Annotated in this window: 13 protein-coding genes and 1 pseudogene; 10 read left to right on the forward strand and 4 right to left on the reverse strand. The window is 59.5% G+C overall.

Annotation, left to right across the window (positions count from 1 at the left end; genetic code table 11):
• The first annotated feature begins 79 nt into the window (after nucleotides 1–79).
• The 10 genes and pseudogenes from gyrA to BZ163_RS26440 all read left to right on the forward strand — a co-directional run bounded on the left by gyrA (nucleotide 80) and on the right by BZ163_RS26440 (nucleotide 12,426).
• Nucleotides 80–2,863, forward strand: a complete 2,784-nt coding sequence (gyrA, locus tag BZ163_RS26395) for a DNA gyrase subunit A (RefSeq protein ID WP_128873332.1) — start codon at nucleotides 80–82, stop codon at nucleotides 2,861–2,863.
• A gap of 228 nt (nucleotides 2,864–3,091) precedes the next feature.
• Entirely contained in the window at nucleotides 3,092–4,177 is a 1,086-nt protein-coding gene (gene serC, locus BZ163_RS26400; protein WP_128873333.1) for a 3-phosphoserine/phosphohydroxythreonine transaminase, read from the forward strand.
• A complete protein-coding gene (pheA, locus tag BZ163_RS26405) occupies nucleotides 4,177–5,271 on the forward strand; it encodes a prephenate dehydratase (RefSeq protein WP_007899727.1) in 1,095 nt (364 codons plus the stop codon). Before serC ends, pheA begins: the two co-directional genes overlap by 1 nt.
• 10 nt (nucleotides 5,272–5,281) lie before the next feature.
• Complete coding sequence (hisC, locus tag BZ163_RS26410; RefSeq protein WP_128873334.1) at nucleotides 5,282–6,394, forward strand: histidinol-phosphate transaminase; 1,113 nt, start codon at nucleotides 5,282–5,284, stop codon at nucleotides 6,392–6,394.
• Nucleotides 6,395–6,422: 28 nt separating this feature from the next.
• Complete coding sequence (locus BZ163_RS26415) at nucleotides 6,423–8,630, forward strand: bifunctional prephenate dehydrogenase/3-phosphoshikimate 1-carboxyvinyltransferase (protein ID WP_128873409.1); 2,208 nt, start codon at nucleotides 6,423–6,425, stop codon at nucleotides 8,628–8,630.
• Nucleotides 8,627–9,315: pseudogene (cmk, locus tag BZ163_RS26420) on the forward strand ((d)CMP kinase). The gene BZ163_RS26415 and the pseudogene cmk overlap by 4 nt, the downstream one beginning before the upstream one ends.
• Before the next feature lie 120 nt (nucleotides 9,316–9,435).
• Nucleotides 9,436–11,127 (forward strand): 30S ribosomal protein S1, encoded by a 1,692-nt coding sequence (gene rpsA / locus BZ163_RS26425; protein ID WP_008148721.1) that lies wholly within the window; start codon nucleotides 9,436–9,438, stop codon nucleotides 11,125–11,127.
• 287 nt (nucleotides 11,128–11,414) lie between these two features.
• The gene (locus BZ163_RS26430; protein ID WP_128873335.1) at nucleotides 11,415–11,699 is read left to right on the forward strand and encodes a hypothetical protein; all 285 of its coding nucleotides are present in this window, start codon (nucleotides 11,415–11,417) and stop codon (nucleotides 11,697–11,699) included.
• 151 nt (nucleotides 11,700–11,850) lie between these two features.
• Complete coding sequence (gene ihfB / locus BZ163_RS26435) at nucleotides 11,851–12,147, forward strand: integration host factor subunit beta (protein WP_007899751.1); 297 nt, start codon at nucleotides 11,851–11,853, stop codon at nucleotides 12,145–12,147.
• Between the two features lie 27 nt (nucleotides 12,148–12,174).
• Nucleotides 12,175–12,426: a lipopolysaccharide assembly protein LapA domain-containing protein gene (locus tag BZ163_RS26440; RefSeq protein WP_128873336.1), complete on the forward strand. Its 252-nt coding sequence runs from the start codon at nucleotides 12,175–12,177 to the stop codon at nucleotides 12,424–12,426.
• A 68-nt stretch (nucleotides 12,427–12,494) separates the two neighbouring features.
• Here the strand turns inward: BZ163_RS26440 and BZ163_RS26445 are convergent, their stop codons facing one another.
• From BZ163_RS26445 to asnB, 4 genes are read right to left on the reverse strand one after another with little or no spacing between them, the layout of a single operon-like run.
• Nucleotides 12,495–13,619 (reverse strand): glycosyltransferase family 4 protein, encoded by a 1,125-nt coding sequence (locus BZ163_RS26445; RefSeq protein ID WP_128873337.1) that lies wholly within the window; start codon nucleotides 13,617–13,619, stop codon nucleotides 12,495–12,497.
• The gene (locus BZ163_RS26450) at nucleotides 13,612–14,652 is read right to left on the reverse strand and encodes an NAD-dependent epimerase/dehydratase family protein (protein ID WP_128873338.1); all 1,041 of its coding nucleotides are present in this window, start codon (nucleotides 14,650–14,652) and stop codon (nucleotides 13,612–13,614) included. The genes BZ163_RS26445 and BZ163_RS26450 overlap by 8 nt, the downstream gene beginning before the upstream one ends.
• A gap of 11 nt (nucleotides 14,653–14,663) precedes the next feature.
• Complete coding sequence (locus tag BZ163_RS26455) at nucleotides 14,664–15,941, reverse strand: nucleotide sugar dehydrogenase (RefSeq protein WP_305881752.1); 1,278 nt, start codon at nucleotides 15,939–15,941, stop codon at nucleotides 14,664–14,666.
• Nucleotides 15,942–15,977: 36 nt separating this feature from the next.
• Entirely contained in the window at nucleotides 15,978–17,921 is a 1,944-nt protein-coding gene (asnB, locus tag BZ163_RS26460) for an asparagine synthase (glutamine-hydrolyzing) (protein ID WP_128873340.1), read from the reverse strand.
• Nucleotides 17,922–17,936 lie beyond the last annotated feature (15 nt).

Here is a 17,936-nt window from a genome sequence, read left to right on the forward strand (position 1 = left end):
ACTCAGCCTGCAGCGGCGAGCTTCGTTCGTCCCATATGGATGTGACGAGGTTTCACCAGAAAAAGGAATCAGGCTTCTCATGGGCGAACTGGCCAAAGAAATCCTCCCGGTCAATATCGAAGACGAGCTGAAGCAGTCCTACCTCGACTACGCAATGAGCGTAATTGTCGGGCGGGCACTGCCGGATGCGCGCGATGGCTTGAAGCCCGTGCACCGGCGTGTGCTGTTCGCGATGAGCGAGCTGGGCAACGACTTCAACAAGCCGTACAAGAAATCTGCCCGTGTTGTCGGTGACGTGATCGGTAAGTATCACCCGCACGGTGATACAGCGGTATACGACACCATCGTTCGGATGGCGCAGCCATTTTCGCTGCGCTACCTGCTGGTAGACGGCCAGGGCAACTTCGGTTCGGTGGACGGCGACAACGCCGCGGCCATGCGATACACCGAAGTGCGCATGACCAAGCTGGCGCACGAGCTGCTGGCCGACCTGCACAAAGAAACCGTGGACTGGGTGCCGAACTACGACGGCACCGAAATGATCCCGGCGGTCATGCCGACCCGTATTCCCAACCTGCTGGTCAACGGTTCCAGCGGTATCGCCGTGGGCATGGCGACCAACATCCCGCCGCACAACCTCGGTGAAGTCATCGACGGTTGCCTGGCCCTCATCGACAACCCCGAGTTGACCATCGATGAGCTGATGCAATACATCCCCGGTCCGGACTTCCCGACCGCCGCGATCATCAACGGTCGCGCCGGCATCATCGAAGCCTACCGCACCGGTCGCGGGCGCATTTACATGCGCGCCCGTTCGATGATCGAAGACATCGACAAGGTCGGTGGCCGTCAGCAGATCGTCATCACCGAATTGCCTTACCAGCTGAACAAAGCCCGTCTGATCGAGAAGATCGCCGAGCTGGTCAAGGAGAAGAAGCTCGAAGGCATCACCGAGCTGCGTGACGAGTCCGACAAGGACGGCATGCGCGTCGTGATCGAGCTGCGTCGCGGCGAAGTGCCTGAGGTGATCCTCAACAACCTCTACGCCCAGACCCAGCTGCAAGCGGTGTTCGGTATCAACATCGTCGCGCTGATCGACGGCCGTCCGCGGATCCTCAACCTCAAGGACCTGCTGGAAGCCTTCGTTCGCCACCGTCGCGAAGTCGTTACCCGTCGTACCGTGTTCGAGCTGCGCAAAGCCCGCGAACGGGGTCACATCCTGGAAGGTCAAGCGGTTGCCCTGTCGAACATCGACCCGGTCATCGCCCTGATCAAGGCTTCGCCGACGCCGTCGGAAGCCAAGGAAGCGCTGATCAAGACTGCGTGGGAATCGTCCGCCGTGGTCGCGATGGTCGAGCGTGCCGGTGCCGATTCGTGCCGTCCAGAGACCCTGGACCCGCAATACGGTCTGCGCGAAGGCAAGTACTTCCTGTCGCCGGAACAGGCGCAAGCCATTCTGGAACTGCGTCTGCACCGCCTGACCGGCCTGGAACACGAAAAGCTGCTGGCCGAGTATCAAGAGATCCTCAACCAGATCGGCGAACTGATCCGCATCCTCAGCAGCGCCACGCGCCTGATGGAAGTGATCCGCGAAGAACTGGAAGTGATCCGCGCCGAATACGGCGATGTGCGTCGCACCGAGATTCTCGATGCCCGCCTCGACCTGACCCTGGGTGACATGATCCCGGAAGAAGAGCGCGTCGTGACCATTTCTCACAGTGGCTACGCCAAGACCCAGCCGCTGGCTGCGTACCAGGCCCAGCGTCGTGGCGGTAAAGGCAAGTCGGCCACCGGCGTCAAGGATGAGGACTACATCGCTCACCTGCTGGTCGCCAACAGCCACACCACGCTGCTGCTGTTCTCCAGCAAAGGCAAGGTGTACTGGCTCAAGACCTACGAGATTCCGGAAGCGTCCCGCGCGGCCCGCGGTCGTCCGCTGGTCAACCTCTTGCCATTGAGCGAGGGTGAATACATCACCACCATGCTGCCGGTCGATCTGGAAGCCATGAAGCGGCAGGCTGACGAAGAAGAAGCCGAAGGTGCCGAGGCTGATGTAGAAGAAATCGAAAACAGCAACGAAACCGACGAAGAGCGTCGTGCTCGTATCAAGGCTGCTGACCGCAAGAAGGCGCCGTTCATCTTCATGTCGACCGCTAACGGTACGGTCAAGAAGACTCCGCTGGTGGCGTTCAGCCGTCAGCGCAGCGTCGGTCTGATCGCGCTCGAGCTGGACGAAGGCGACATTCTGATTTCTGCTGCCGTCACCGATGGCGAGCAGGAAATCATGCTGTTCTCCGACGGTGGCAAGGTCACTCGCTTCAAGGAGTCCGAAGTTCGCGCCATGGGCCGTACCGCTCGCGGTGTGCGTGGCATGCGTCTGCCGGAAGGGCAGAAGCTGATTTCCATGCTGATCCCGGAAGAAGGCAGCGAGATCCTCACCGCTTCGGCGCGTGGTTTCGGCAAGCGCACGGCGATCACCGAGTTCCCCGAGTACAAGCGTGGCGGTCAGGGCGTGATCGCCATGGTCAGCAACGAGCGTAACGGCCGTCTGGTCGGCGCGGTGCAGGTGCAGGATGGCGAAGAGATCATGCTGATCTCCGACCAGGGCACTTTGGTGCGTACCCGTGTCGACGAAGTCTCCAGTCTGGGTCGTAATACCCAGGGCGTGACCCTGATCAAGCTGGCCAGCGATGAAACGCTGGTGGGCCTGGAGCGGGTTCAAGAGCCGTCGGAAGTCGAAGGCGAAGAGCTGGAAGGCGAAGAGGGCGAAGAAGGTGCAGTGTTCGACGGTGAAGTCGTGATCGACGACGCTGCCGAAGACCAGCAACTCGACGCCGCCGCCGACGAAGAACCGCAAGAGTAAGCGGGCAAACAGGGGGCGGATGAAAATTCGCCCCCTTGTTGTTTGTCTGCAATGAAATTTCGACGCCCATGAAGATCGAGTGTGGGAGCGGGCTTGCTCGCGAAGACGGACTGACATTCAACATCAATGTCGCCTGTTACACCGCTTTCGCGAGCAAGCCCGCTCCCACATTGGATCTGCGTCGACTGATATGTTTGCGTGACCCACCAAATCAGAGCGAGATTGGATGTGAGCAAGAGAGCCTATAACTTCTGCGCCGGTCCTGCGGCGCTTCCCGAAGCTGTCCTGCGGCGCGCCCAGGGTGAACTCCTTGATTGGCATGGCAAGGGCCTGTCGGTCATGGAAATGAGCCATCGCAGTGATGAGTTCGTGTCCATCGCCACCAAGGCCGAGCAGGATCTGCGTGATCTGCTGAATATCCCCTCGAACTATAAAGTGCTGTTCCTGCAAGGCGGCGCCAGCCAGCAATTTGCGCAGATTCCGCTGAACCTGTTGCCGGAAAGCGGCACCGCCGACTATATCGACACCGGTATCTGGTCGCAGAAAGCCATCGAAGAAGCTTCGCGCTACGGCCACGTCAACGTTGCGGCCACCGCCAAGCCTTATGACTATTTCGCCATTCCCGGTCAGAACGAGTGGAACCTGTCCAAAGACGCGGCCTACGTTCACTACGCCCCGAACGAAACCATCGGCGGTCTGGAATTCCAGTGGATCCCGCAAACCGGTGACGTGCCGCTGGTGGCCGACATGTCCTCGGACATCCTCTCGCGTCCGATGGACATTTCGCGCTTCGGCATGATCTACGCCGGCGCCCAGAAGAACATCGGCCCGAGCGGCCTGGTCGTCACCATCATTCGTGAAGACCTGCTGGGTCGCGCCCGTTCGCTGTGCCCGACCATGCTCGACTACAAGGTCGCGGCCGATAACGGCTCGATGTACAACACCCCGCCAACCCTGGCCTGGTACCTGTCGGGCCTGGTGTTCGAATGGCTGAAAGAGCAGGGTGGCGTTGAAGCCATCGGCAGGCTCAATGACGTGAAGCAGCGCACGCTGTACGATTTTATCGACGCCAGCGGCCTGTACAGCAACCCGATCAACAAATCGGACCGCTCGTGGATGAACGTGCCGTTCCGCCTGGCGGACGACCGTCTGGACAAGCCATTCCTGGCGGGTGCCGACGAGCGTGGCCTGTTGAACCTAAAGGGTCACCGATCCGTGGGCGGCATGCGTGCCTCCATCTATAACGCCGTCGACATCGTTGCGGTCAACGCGCTGGTGTCGTACATGGCAGAGTTCGAGAAGGAACACGGTTAATGTCTGAGCAAGAACTCAAGGCACTGCGCCTGCGCATTGATGCCCTGGACGAAAAAGTCCTGGAGCTGATCAGTGAGCGCGCACGTTGCGCCCAGGAAGTTGCGCGAGTAAAGATGGCCTCGCTGGCCGAAGGCGAAGTGCCGGTGTTCTATCGCCCCGAGCGTGAAGCTCAGGTGCTCAAGCGCGTGATGGAGCGCAACCAGGGGCCGCTGGGCAACGAAGAGATGGCGCGTTTGTTTCGCGAAATCATGTCCTCGTGCCTGGCGCTCGAGCAGCCGTTGAAAGTGGCTTATCTCGGCCCTGAGGGCACCTTCACCCAAGCGGCGGCCATGAAACACTTCGGTCACGCGGTGATCAGCAAGCCGATGGCCGCCATCGACGAAGTGTTCCGTGAAGTCGCGGCCGGTGCGGTGAACTTTGGCGTGGTCCCGGTGGAAAACTCCACCGAGGGCGCGGTTAACCACACCCTCGACAGCTTCCTCGAGCACGACATGGTGATCTGTGGCGAAGTCGAGCTGCGGATCCACCACCACCTGTTGGTCGGTGAAAACACCAAGACCGACAGCATCAGCCGTATTTATTCCCACGCCCAGTCCCTGGCCCAGTGCCGCAAGTGGCTGGACGCCCATTACCCGAATGTCGAGCGCGTGGCGGTTTCCAGCAACGCCGAAGCGGCCAAGCGGGTCAAGGGCGAGTGGAATTCGGCAGCGATTGCCGGCGACATGGCGGCAGGCTTGTACGGGCTGACCCGTCTGGCGGAGAAAATCGAGGATCGCCCGGACAACTCCACGCGATTCCTGATGATCGGCAGCCAGGAAGTGCCGCCAACCGGCGACGACAAGACCTCGATCATCGTGTCCATGAGCAACAAGCCTGGCGCGTTGCACGAGTTGCTGGTTCCGTTCCACGATAACGGCATCGACCTGACGCGCATCGAGACCCGTCCGTCGCGCAGCGGTAAGTGGACCTACGTGTTCTTCATCGATTTCGTCGGCCACCACCGCGATCCGCTGGTAAAAGGTGTGCTGGAAAAGATCAGTCAGGAAGCAGTGGCACTCAAAGTGCTGGGTTCCTACCCGAAAGCCGTTCTCTAAGGGGTAGCAAATGAGTGGCGACTTCCTCGCTCTGGCACAGCCGGGCGTGCAACAACTTTCGCCTTACGTTCCGGGTAAGCCCGTGGACGAACTGGCGCGCGAGCTGGACATCGATCCGGCCAGCATCGTCAAGCTGGCGAGCAACGAAAACCCGTTGGGCGCCAGTCCCAAGGCATTGGCGGCCATTCGCGAAGCATTGGCCGAACTGACCCGTTATCCGGACGGCAACGGTTTTGCGCTCAAGACCCTGCTGGCCGAGCAGTGTCGCGTCGAGCTGAACCAGGTGACCCTGGGCAACGGTTCCAACGACATTCTCGAGCTGGTCGCGCGTGCCTATCTGGCGCCGGGCCTGAACGCGGTGTTCAGCGAGCATGCGTTCGCGGTCTATCCGATCGTGACCCAGGCCGTGGGTGCCGACGCGCGGGTTATCCCGGCGAAAGACTGGGGGCATGACCTGTCGGCCATGCTGGCCGCGATCGATGCCGATACCCGCGTGGTGTTCATCGCCAATCCGAACAACCCGACCGGGACCTGGTTCGATGCCGAGGCGCTGGACGAGTTCTTGCAGGATGTGCCGGAACACGTGCTGGTGGTGCTGGACGAGGCCTACATCGAATACGCCGAGGGCGGCGACTTGCCGGATGGCCTCGATTACCTGGCGGCATACCCGAACCTGCTGGTCTCGCGCACCTTCTCCAAGGCCTATGGCCTGGCGGCACTGCGGGTCGGTTATGGCTTGTCTACCGCGGTCGTGGCGGACGTGCTGAACCGCGTGCGCCAGCCGTTCAACGTCAACAGCCTGGCCCTGGCTGCGGCCTGCGCTGCGCTGCAAGACACCGAGTACCTGGCTGAAAGCCGTCGCCTGAACGAATCCGGCATGCAGCAACTGGAAGCGGGTTTGCGCGAACTGGGGCTCGGCTGGATTCCATCCAAGGGCAACTTCATCTGCGTCGATCTGGGGCAAGTGGCGGCTCCGGTGTTCCAGGGCCTGCTGCGCGAAGGCGTGATCGTGCGTCCGGTGGCCAACTACGGCCTGCCGAACCACCTGCGCGTCACCATCGGCCTGCCGGCGGAAAACAGCCGCTTCCTCGAGGCGCTGACCAAGGTCCTGGCCCGTGGTTGATGTCCCTGCGCGGCACGCTGCTGCACCGGTGATCGGGCGCCTGGTGGTGGTCGGCCTGGGGTTGATCGGCGGTTCGTTTGCCAAGGGTTTGCGTGAAAGCGGCCTGTGTCGCGAAGTGGTCGGGGTCGATCTCGACCCGCAGTCGCGCAAGCTGGCGGTCGAGTTGGGCGTGGTGGATCGCTGCGAGGAAGACCTGGCCACTGCTTGCCAGGGCGCCGACGTGATTCAACTGGCCGTGCCGATCCTCGCCATGGAAAAAATGCTCGGCCGCCTGGCCGGCATGAACCTGGGGCAAGCGATTCTGACCGACGTCGGCAGCGCCAAGGGCAACGTCGTGCGTGCGGCAACCGCAGCGTTCGGCGGCATGCCTGCGCGTTTTGTGCCGGGGCATCCGATTGCCGGTTCCGAGCAGAGCGGGGTGGAAGCCTCCAATGCCGACCTGTTCCGCCGTCATAAAGTGATACTGACGCCGCTGGATCAAACCGATCCGGCGGCCTTGGCCGTGGTCGACCGCCTGTGGCGCGAACTGGGTGCCGATGTCGAGCACATGCAGGTCGAGCGTCACGACGAAGTGTTGGCGGCGACCAGCCATTTGCCGCACTTGTTGGCGTTCGGCCTGGTCGATTCATTGGCCAAGCGCAATGAAAACCTTGAGATCTTCCGTTACGCTGCCGGCGGTTTCCGCGATTTCACAAGAATCGCGGGGAGCGACCCGGTCATGTGGCACGACATCTTCCTCGCCAACCGCGAAGCTGTCCTGCGCACACTCGATACATTTCGCAGCGACCTCGACGCCTTGCGCGACGCGGTCGATGCAGGGGATGGGCACCAATTATTGGGCGTGTTCACGCGCGCCCGGGTTGCCCGCGAACATTTCAGTAAAATCCTGGCCCGCCGGGCTTATGTGGACGCTATGAATTCCAACGACCTGATTTTCCTGGCACAACCTGGTGGCCGCCTGACTGGGCGGATTCGTGTACCGGGCGATAAATCGATTTCCCACCGCTCGATCATGCTCGGCTCGCTGGCTGAAGGCGTCACCGAAGTCGAAGGCTTCCTCGAGGGCGAAGACGCCCTGGCGACCTTGCAGGCCTTCCGCGACATGGGGGTGGTGATCGAAGGTCCGCACCACGGTCGCGTGACCATTCACGGCGTCGGCCTGCATGGCCTGAAGCCGGCGCCGGGCCCGATCTACCTGGGCAACTCCGGCACCTCGATGCGCCTGCTGTCTGGCCTGTTGGCTGCGCAGGACTTCGACAGCACCCTGACCGGTGACGCCTCGCTGTCCAAGCGTCCGATGAATCGCGTGGCCAATCCGCTGCGTGAAATGGGCGCCGTGATCGAAACCGCCGCCGAAGGTCGTCCGCCGATGACCATTCGTGGCGGCAGCAAGCTCAAGGGCCTGACCTACACCATGCCGATGGCCAGCGCCCAGGTGAAATCCTGCCTGTTGCTGGCGGGTCTGTATGCCGAAGGCAAGACCACTGTCACCGAGCCTGCACCGACCCGCGACCACACCGAGCGCATGCTGCGTGGCTTCGGCTACCCGGTCAGCGTCGACGGCGCTACCGCGTCGGTCGAGTCCGGCCACACGCTGACCGCCACCCACATTGAAGTCCCGGGCGATATCTCCTCTTCCGCGTTCTTCCTGGTTGCCGCGTCGATCGCCGAAGGTTCGGAGCTGGTGCTCGAGCACGTCGGCATCAACCCGACCCGTACCGGCGTAATCGACATCCTGCGCCTGATGGGCGCTGACATCACCCTGGAAAACCAGCGTGAAGTCGGCGGCGAGCCGGTAGCGGACCTGCGCGTGCGTGCAGCTAAACTCAAAGGTATCGAGATTCCCGAAGCGCTGGTTCCGCTGGCCATCGATGAATTCCCGGTGCTGTTCGTGGCCGCGGCCTGTGCCGAAGGGCGCACCGTCCTGCGCGGCGCTGAAGAGCTGCGAGTCAAGGAGTCGGACCGGATCCAGGTCATGGCCGATGGCCTGCTGGCGCTGGGCGTCAAATGCGAACCGACCCCGGACGGCATCATCATCGACGGCGGCCAGATCGGCGGCGGCGAAGTGCACGGTCACGGCGATCACCGGATTGCCATGGCCTTCAGCGTGGCCTCGCTGCGCGCCACCGCACCGATCCGCATCCATGATTGCGCCAACGTCGCGACGTCGTTCCCGAACTTCCTCGCGTTATGCGCGCAGGTCGGTATCCGTGTAGCACAAGAGGCTCAATCGTGAAAATCAGCGCACCGGTCATCACCATTGATGGGCCAAGCGGCTCTGGCAAGGGCACGGTCGCCGGGATCCTGGCCAAGCGACTGGGCTGGAATCTGCTGGACTCCGGTGCGTTGTATCGACTGCTGGCGTTCGCCGCGTATAACCACGGCGTCGACCTGACCAATGAAGAGCTGCTGAAAAAACTCGCCGCTCATCTGGACGTGCAGTTCATCGCGCGACCCACGGTCAACTGCAGCGCATCATCCTGGAAGGTGACGAAGTCAGCGATGTCATCCGCACCGAAAGTGTCGGTTCGGGTGCCTCCCAGGTCGCGGCGCTGCCCGCCGTGCGCGAGGCGCTGCTGCAGCGCCAGCGTGCGTTCCAGGAAGCGCCGGGCCTGGTGGCCGACGGTCGCGACATGGGCACGGTGGTGTTTCCGGACGCTCCGCTGAAGATATTCCTCACTGCCAGTGCCGAGGAGCGTGCGCGCCGTCGATACTTGCAGTTGAAGGACAAAGTCGATGGTGTTAGTCTGTCGAGTCTGCTAGATGAGATCCGTGCACGCGATGAGCGTGACACCCAGCGCGCAGTGGCCCCGCTCAAGCCGGCGGCCGACGCGATACAGCTGGATTCCACGGAGTTGTCCATCGAACAGGTGCTTGAACGCATCATGAGCGAGATCGCAATCCGCGATATCGCCGGGTGACCAAGAAACGACCCAGGGGACCAGTCATAGTCCTGTGTCGCTTCTTTAAATGAACGTAACCCACATCGTCTGGGATGTGGAGCTGGGCGTATCCTTCGCCCTTATTCAACAGGAATTAAAATGAGCGAAAGCTTTGCGGAACTCTTTGAAGAAAGCCTAAAAACCCTGAACCTTCAGGCAGGCTCCATCATCACCGGTGTTATCGTTGATATCGATTACCAGGCTCGCTGGGTAACCGTTCACGCTGGCCTGAAGTCTGAAGCACTCATCCCGCTTGAGCAGTTCTACAACGATGCTGGCGAACTGACTATCAACGTCGGTGACGAAGTTCACGTTGCGCTGGACTCGGTTGAAGACGGCTTTGGTGAAACCAAGCTGTCCCGTGAAAAAGCCAAGCGCGCTGAATGCTGGATTGTTCTGGAAGCAGCCTTCGCAGCCGAAGAAGTGGTCAAGGGCGTTATCAACGGTAAGGTTAAAGGCGGCTTCACAGTCGACGTTAACGGCATCCGTGCGTTCCTGCCAGGTTCTCTGGTTGACGTCCGTCCTGTGCGCGATACTACGCACCTGGAAGGCAAAGAGCTGGAATTCAAGGTCATCAAACTCGACCAGAAACGCAACAACGTTGTCGTTTCCCGTCGCAGCGTCCTCGAAGCCGAGAACTCCGCCGAGCGTGAAGCTCTGCTGGAATCCCTGCAGGAAGGCCAACAAGTCAAAGGTATCGTCAAGAACCTCACCGATTACGGCGCATTCGTCGATCTGGGTGGCGTCGATGGCCTGCTGCACATTACCGACATGGCTTGGAAGCGTATCAAGCATCCTTCCGAAATCGTCAACGTTGGCGACGAGATCGATGTCAAGGTTCTGAAGTACGATCGCGAACGCAATCGTGTTTCCCTGGGCCTGAAGCAACTGGGCGAAGATCCATGGGTTGCTATCAAAGCCCGTTACCCAGAAAGCACTCGCGTTACCGCTCGTGTAACCAACCTGACCGACTACGGCTGCTTCGCTGAGCTGGAAGAAGGCGTTGAAGGCCTGGTACACGTTTCCGAAATGGACTGGACCAACAAGAACATCCACCCTTCGAAAGTCGTACAAGTCGGCGACGAAGTGGAAGTCATGGTTCTGGACATCGACGAAGAGCGTCGTCGTATCTCCCTCGGCATCAAGCAGTGCAAATCTAACCCATGGGAAGATTTCTCTGGCCAGTTCAACAAGGGCGATAAAATCTCCGGCACCATCAAGTCGATCACCGATTTCGGTATCTTCATTGGTCTGGACGGCGGCATCGACGGTCTGGTTCACCTGTCCGACATCTCCTGGAACGAAGTGGGCGAAGAAGCCGTTCGCCGCTTCAAGAAGGGCGACGAGCTGGACACCGTTATCCTGTCGGTTGACCCAGAGCGCGAGCGCATCTCCCTGGGCATCAAGCAACTGGAAAGCGATCCGTTCTCCGAGTACGTTCAAGAGAACGACAAAGGCGCAATCGTTAAAGGCATCGTGAAAGAAGTTGACGCCAAAGGCGCCATCATCACTCTGGCCGACGATATCGAAGCGACTCTGAAAGCCTCCGAAATCAGCCGTGACCGCGTTGAAGACGCGCGCAACGTTCTGAAAGAAGGCCAGGAAGTAGAAGCCAAGATCATCAGCGTTGACCGCAAGAGCCGTGTAATCCAGCTCTCCATCAAGTCGAAAGACGATGCTGAAGAGAAAGAAGCAATCCAAAGCTTGAAAGACAAGCCTTCGGATAGCATCGCTGCTGGTCCTACCACTCTGGGCGACCTGTTGCGTGCACAAATGGAAAAACAGAACTAAGTTCTGTCAGACCATAGAAAAAGGGCGACTTCGGTCGCCCTTTTTTGTGCCTGCGATTTGGCGATCGCACCGCTTCAGGATGAGCACGCAATCAGCGTCACGCTGATCCCCTTTAAGAGCTGCCGCAGGCTGCGATCTTTTGATCTTCTGCTACCGCCTTGCATCAGCGATGAACCGCAGCCCCCTCAAGCTGTCCCTTTCTTTAACAGGATCAATCGTTTAATTGCAGCTAGTCTATAGCCTGAAGCAAACGACAGTCGGGCAGAGCGTCCGGCATAAGGAAGTGAATGAACAAGCTCATTGTCGCAATGGCAGTACTGGCATTGGCATTGGCAGGTTGTACCACTAACGCCAAGACCCACGCAAAGCGCGGGGTCAGTGGTATCGAGGTCGATTGCTCCGGGCTGGGCTCGGGCTGGGAAAAGTGCCGCAAACGAGCGGACAAGGAGTGCAAGGGCGCCGGCTACAAAGTCGTGACGAGGTCCGATGATGCCAAGGAAGAGGATGAATATCCTTTCGGCTTCAATCCTGCCGGCTACCTGACCCGCACCATGCTGGTTATCTGCAGATGAGCAAAAAAGCGGGCGATCAGCGGCTCTTGCTCCGCGACAGGATCACTCACAGTTGGTAAAGATATGTGAAAACTCAGACTGTTCAAATTCATCCGGGCGTGCTAAAACCTTTGAAGCGCTGATCTAGCTGCTTGAAAAAGAAGGGAAAAATATGACGAAGTCGGAGTTGATCGAACGAATTGTCACCCATCAAGGGCTGCTCTCATCCAAGGATGTGGAGCTGGCCATCAAGACCATGCTCGAGCAAATGTCCCAGTGCCTGGCCACCGGTGATCGCATCGAGATCCGTGGATTTGGCAGCTTCTCATTGCATTACCGCGCGCCCCGGGTAGGGCGTAATCCGAAGACCGGGCAGTCGGTCAGTCTCGACGGCAAATTCGTTCCACACTTCAAGCCGGGCAAAGAGCTGCGCGATCGTGTGAACGAGGAAGAGGAAGAGGGGCTTTGATGACCGCCGTAACTCAAGGATCCGCTGATGCGTAATCTTAAGCGCGTATTGCTCGCTGTAGTCGCCTTGGTGCTGGTTCTGGCGATTCTGGCGTTTGTTCTGGAAAACCAGCAATCGGTTTCGCTGGTGTTTGTGGGCTGGTCTACCCCGCAATGGGCCCTTTCGGTTTACATTTTGGGGGCGTTGTTGTTGGGGTTGGCTGTTGGGCCTCTGCTGGGGATGGTCATGTCCCGACGTAATAAGCACCGGCTCGGAAGGAGTACCTCTCATCTCGGATGAGAAGAGGGCTTCATCACATGAAAAGCCCGGCGCAGTGTGTTGACAGCGCGCCGGACCGGGTCAGCCAGTTAGCCGCGTAACTCCATTGCTTCAATCATGGCTGCGTTTACGCGATGTACGTCATACTTCTGTTCAGCTAGTTCGCGACTTGTGCGGCCCATTTGCTCACGCAGCTCGCTTGAGCCCGCCAGGCGTGTCATTGCCGTTGCCAGATCGGCCGAGTCGCGCGGCCTGACCAGCAAGCCGTTGACCCCGTCCTGGACCGTCTCACGGCAACCGGGAGCGTCGGTGGTAATAATGGCTCGCCCACAGGACATGGCTTCGAGTACCGAGCGCGGTGTCCCCTCACGGTATGACGGCAGCACGAATATGCTGCAGGCTGCCAGGTGTGGCTTCACATCGCTGACTGCTCCGTGATACTGGACAACGCCTTCTTTTACCCACCCCGAAACGATATCGGCATTGATGCCCGAAGGGTTGGAGTCCAAAGGCCCGACCAAGTGGAAAGCAGCTTGTGGGCAGGTAGATTTCAACGCACGAGCGGCCTCTACATACTCAATGACCCCCTTGTCCCGCAGTACTCTGCCCACAAACAAAAAGCTTGGGTGAGACGGCAGGGGAGCGACCGGGAAGCTTTCGGTGTCGACCCCGGAACCATTGACGATCCAGCTCGGGAGGTTCGCGTTGAAAAGTCCCTGGTCCTTGAAGAGTTGTCGGTCGTCCGGGTTCTGGAAGAACAACCCATTGGCGAACCGTAATCCAAACCGGTACAAGCCCGATGCAACACGATTGACCAGGCTGCGGCTGAAGCTCTTCTCAGCGTCGGTAAAGGCATACCCAAGCCCGGTAATCAGCGCATAACGCCGCCGGACACCCGCCAGGCGCGCAGCAGGCAATCCATAGACCACCGGTTTAATCGTATACGCAAGAACCACGTCGGGCTTTATGCTGCGTAGGCACCGGCTAAGCTGCAGCAGGTAGCGCAGGTCGGCGAATGGATTCAACCCGGCGCGTGACATTGGCACGACATGGTAATCGATACCTTTCGCGGCGAGTCGTTGACGAACGGAGTCATCATCCTCGGGTGCAATGGCGGCGACTTCGTGCCCATTCGCTCGCATTGCATCCAGAAGATCCCCGCGAAACCGAATCAGTGATTCGGCGAGCCCGGCAATGACAACAATCTTAGACATGCTTGCCTACATGGGTTGTGTAGTAGGCCGCGGAATCCTGCAGTCCGGCTGCAATGCGATGGGTCGGAGCATAGCCGAGCAATGATTGCGCCTTGCTGATGTCCGCTTGGGAGTGGCGCACATCGGCGGCTCTGAAGTCGCGGTACACCGGGTTCACATCCTTGAGTTCCGGCTGGCTGGCAGAGGCGAGATCGCGGATATGAGAGAACAGTTCGTTCAAGGTAGTACGGTCACCCACCGCCACGTTGTATACCTGATTCACCGCCTCGGCTACTTGGGTCGTTGCCGCCAGCAGATTGGCCTGGACAGCATTGGCAACGAAGCAAAAGTCTCGACTGGTTTCGCCGTCGCCGTTGATGTGAATGGCTTCATCGCGGAGCAGGGCGCCAAACCACTTTGGAATGACGGCCGCGTACGCGCCATCAGGATCCTGCCTTGGACCGAATACGTTGAAGTACCGCAGACCGATTGTTTGTAGCCCGTAGCAGCGTGCAAACACATCCGCGTACAACTCGTTGACGTATTTGGTGACGGCATAGGGCGAAAGCGGCCGACCGATGCGATCCTCTACCTTGGGCAAGTCAGGATGGTCGCCATACGTCGAGCTCGAAGCGGCATAGACGAAGCGCTTGACGCCGGCATCGCGGCTGGCGACAAGCATGTTCAGGAAGCCATCGATATTTGTGCTGTTGGTACGGATCGGATCTTCCAGCGAGCGGGGGACGCTGCCCAGTGCCGCCTGGTGAAGAACGTAGTCGACGCCTCCTGCCAGGGCGCGCTGGCAATCTTCCAGCTGGCGAATATCCCCTTGCACGAACTTGAACTGTGCCCAAGCAGTGTCTGGAACAGCCTGTTTCACCAAATCAAGGTTGCTTTGGTGACCGGTTTCAAAGTTATCCAGGCCGATGACGCGCTGGTTCAGCTGCAGCAGTGTCTCGAGCAGGTTCGAGCCGATGAAGCCAGCCACGCCAGTGACAAGCCAGGTGCGCGGCGCAGCCGCCAGGTTTTTACGCAGTGTTTCGTAGGTGTTCATGCCATTCTCCATTAAAGGCGCCAGAAACGTGCTCCAGCACTTTCCAGGGCCGGGCCGTCGCAGACACCTTTGACATCGATGACGACGGGGCCGTTGTGCATAAGCTTCAGGTATTCGTCGTGTGTCCAGCGCGCATAGGTGTCGTGGGCAACAGCCACCACGACTGCGGCAGCAGGCTGCAGTTCGTCAAGCTTGAGCAGCGAGACACCATATTCGTGCAGGGCTTCTGCCGGCTCGGCTTCTGGGTCGAATACTTGTACCTTGACGCCGAAATCCTCGAGTTCACGAATGATATCGATGACGCGGGAGTTGCGCAGGTCGGGGCAATTCTCTTTGAAGGTCAGGCCGAGCACTGTGACGACGGCGCCAGCAATCGGGTGACCGGCATGGATCATCTGTTTGATCGTCTGCTGGGCAATGAAAGCACCCATGCTGTCATTGATGCGACGACCGGCCAGGATGACCTGCGGGATGTAACCAAGCTTCTCGGCCTTGTGCGTCAGATAGTACGGGTCTACGCCGATGCAGTGACCGCCGACCAGGCCCGGCTTGAATTTCAGGAAGTTCCACTTGGTCCCTGCCGCCTCCAGAACGTCGAGCGTATCGATGCCCATCCGGTCAAAGATCAGTGCCAGTTCATTCATCAGTGCGATGTTCAGGTCGCGCTGTGTGTTTTCGATCACCTTGGCGGCTTCGGCCACTTTGATGGATGCAGCTTTGTAGACACCCGCCGTGACCACGGAGGCGTACACGTCGGCGACAATTTCAAGTGTGGCGGCGTCTTGTCCGGACACCACCTTCTTGATTTTGGTGAACGTGTGCTCCTTGTCGCCCGGGTTGATGCGCTCCGGGCTATAGCCCACGGTAAAGTCTGTGCCGCATTTCAAGCCTGAGATGCGTTCGAGGATCGGAACGCAGATGTCTTCAGTGACCCCGGGATAAACCGTCGACTCATAGACGACGATATCGCCTTTTTTGAGCGCTTTGCCCACGGTTTCGGAGGCCTTTACGACCGGCGTCAGGTCTGGCTGGTGGGCGTCGTCGATGGGCGTAGGGACCGCGACGATATGAAAATCGGCCTGAGCAAGGACATCTGTCTTGCTGGTGAATTCGATTTGCGTCTGTGCCAGCTCATCACCGGTGACTTCGTTTGTACGGTCTTGTCCCGCGCGAAGTTCCTGCAAGCGGCTTTCGTTGATGTCGAAGCCGATGACCGGCCCGTGCTTGCCGAACGCTACAGCCACGGGCAAGCCAACATAACCCAGCCCGACCACTGATATCTTTCTCAGATACATGGATTTTCCTCTAGTAATGGAAGCTTTTATTCAGATGGCTCGTTTTCGATCGAGCCATGCCTGGAACATCAGCACCGGCCAAAGCTGCTGCTGGTAGTTTCCCTGCCCTCGAAGGTGTCTTTCCCAAACGGCGCGGATAGGGCCGGGGGCGAAATAACCCTCGCTTGCCAATCGTTGTGGGTCCAGCAGGGATTCGGCCCAGTCGCGCAATGGACCGCGAAGCCAATCGTGTAGCGGGATGCCGAAGCCCATTTTCGGGCGCTCGATCAGTTCGCGTGGAACATAGCGATAGAGTAGCTGGCGCAGTATCCACTTGGTGCTGCCATTGCGGATTTTCAGCGACATCGGCAACGTCGAGGCAAACTCGACGATTCGATGGTCCAGGAATGGCACACGGGTTTCCAGGCTGACGGCCATGGCTGCGCGATCGACTTTGGCCAGTATGTCGTCCGGCAAATAGGTCAGCGTGTCCTGGCGCATCATCCAGCTGGCGAAATCACCGCTTCCGACGGATGCCAGGCCGGGCAAGTTTGCCCCAATGACGACGTCGGACGCATTTTGCCACTGAGACACCACGTGGTCGTACATCTGGCTGGCAGAGTCGTGTCGCATGACGCCGGCCAGTTTATGCAGCTTTTCGCCAGGCAGGCGCACGCGCAGGCGCGCCGGAGTGACCGGGTTCAATCCGTTGGCGATGGAATCCCAGCGATTGGGCGAGGCGGACTCGATCATTCGGGCTGCCAGCTTGCGCGCAGGTCCAGGAACGCGGCTCAACTTGCTCCATACGTTGGGCAGATACTGATAGCGGTTGTATCCGCCAAAAAGTTCATCGCCGGCGTCTCCAGACAAACTCACGGTGACGTGACTGCGTGCCATTTGAGAAACGAGATAGGTGGGTATCTGCGACGAGTCGGCAAAGGGCTCGCCGTAGATGTCAGGCAGTTTCGGTACGACGTTCAAAGCGTCCGTGCCGGACACATAGAGCTCGGTATGTTCGGTGCCCAGATGGAGGGCCACAGCTTTTGCGTGCTCCGCCTCGTTGTAGCCGGGGTTGTCGAAGCCGATGGTAAAGGTCTTGACCTTTTGCGCTGAGAGCGATTGCATCAAGCTCACGATCAGCGTCGAATCGATGCCTCCAGACAGGAAGGCGCCGAGGGGCACATCGGCGACCATTTGATCGCGTATGGTCGTGCGCATCAGCTCGTGCAGCTGATCAATCGCTTCGGCGTCGGAAAGCGATGCATTGCTCCCGGGCTGTGAAGTGGGTAGCTCCCAATAGGCCTGGGGCGCACCCATCGTTCCGCTGTCCAGGGCGGCGCGGTCGAGTTCGATCCACGTGCCGGGTGGCAATTTGTGAATGCCTTCATAAATGGAGTGTGGCGATGGCACATACGCGTACTTCAGGAGTAACGCCAGGCTGTTGCGTGAAATCTCTGCGTCAAAACCCGGATGCACCTCGAGTGCCTGCAATTCCGAGGCGAAGAGCAGCGTGCCTTTTTTCAGGCCGTAGTAAAGTGGTTTTTCACCGATCCGGTCCCGGGCAAGTGTCAGAGTTTCCCGTGTGCGATCCCATACCGCCAGCGCAAACATGCCGACCAGTCTGCGCAAGGTCTCTTGAATCCCCCAGCGTTCGAATGCCGCCAGCATGACCTCGGTATCCGAATGGCCACGCCAGGGCAATGGGCTCTGTTGTGCCGCATCGAGCGTCTGGCGCAGCGCCTGGAAGTTGTAGATTTCACCATTGAAGACGATGACATATCGGCCTGTCGGCGATGCCATGGGCTGATGCCCGGCTGAACTCAGGTCGACGATCGCAAGTCGTCGGTGACCCAGAAACAGCCCGGCGCCATTATCCCAGGCGCCAGCGTCATCGGGACCACGGTGGACAATGGCGTCGGTCATGCGGGTGAGGGCTGTTGGCCCGTCATACTTGCCTTGGCTGTTAGGGTGCCAGAACCCTGCAATACCGCACATGGAACAATCTCATTG

It is taken from the genome of Pseudomonas sp. VI4.1 (assembly GCF_002029345.1).
Taxonomy (GTDB): Bacteria; Pseudomonadota; Gammaproteobacteria; order Pseudomonadales; family Pseudomonadaceae; genus Aquipseudomonas.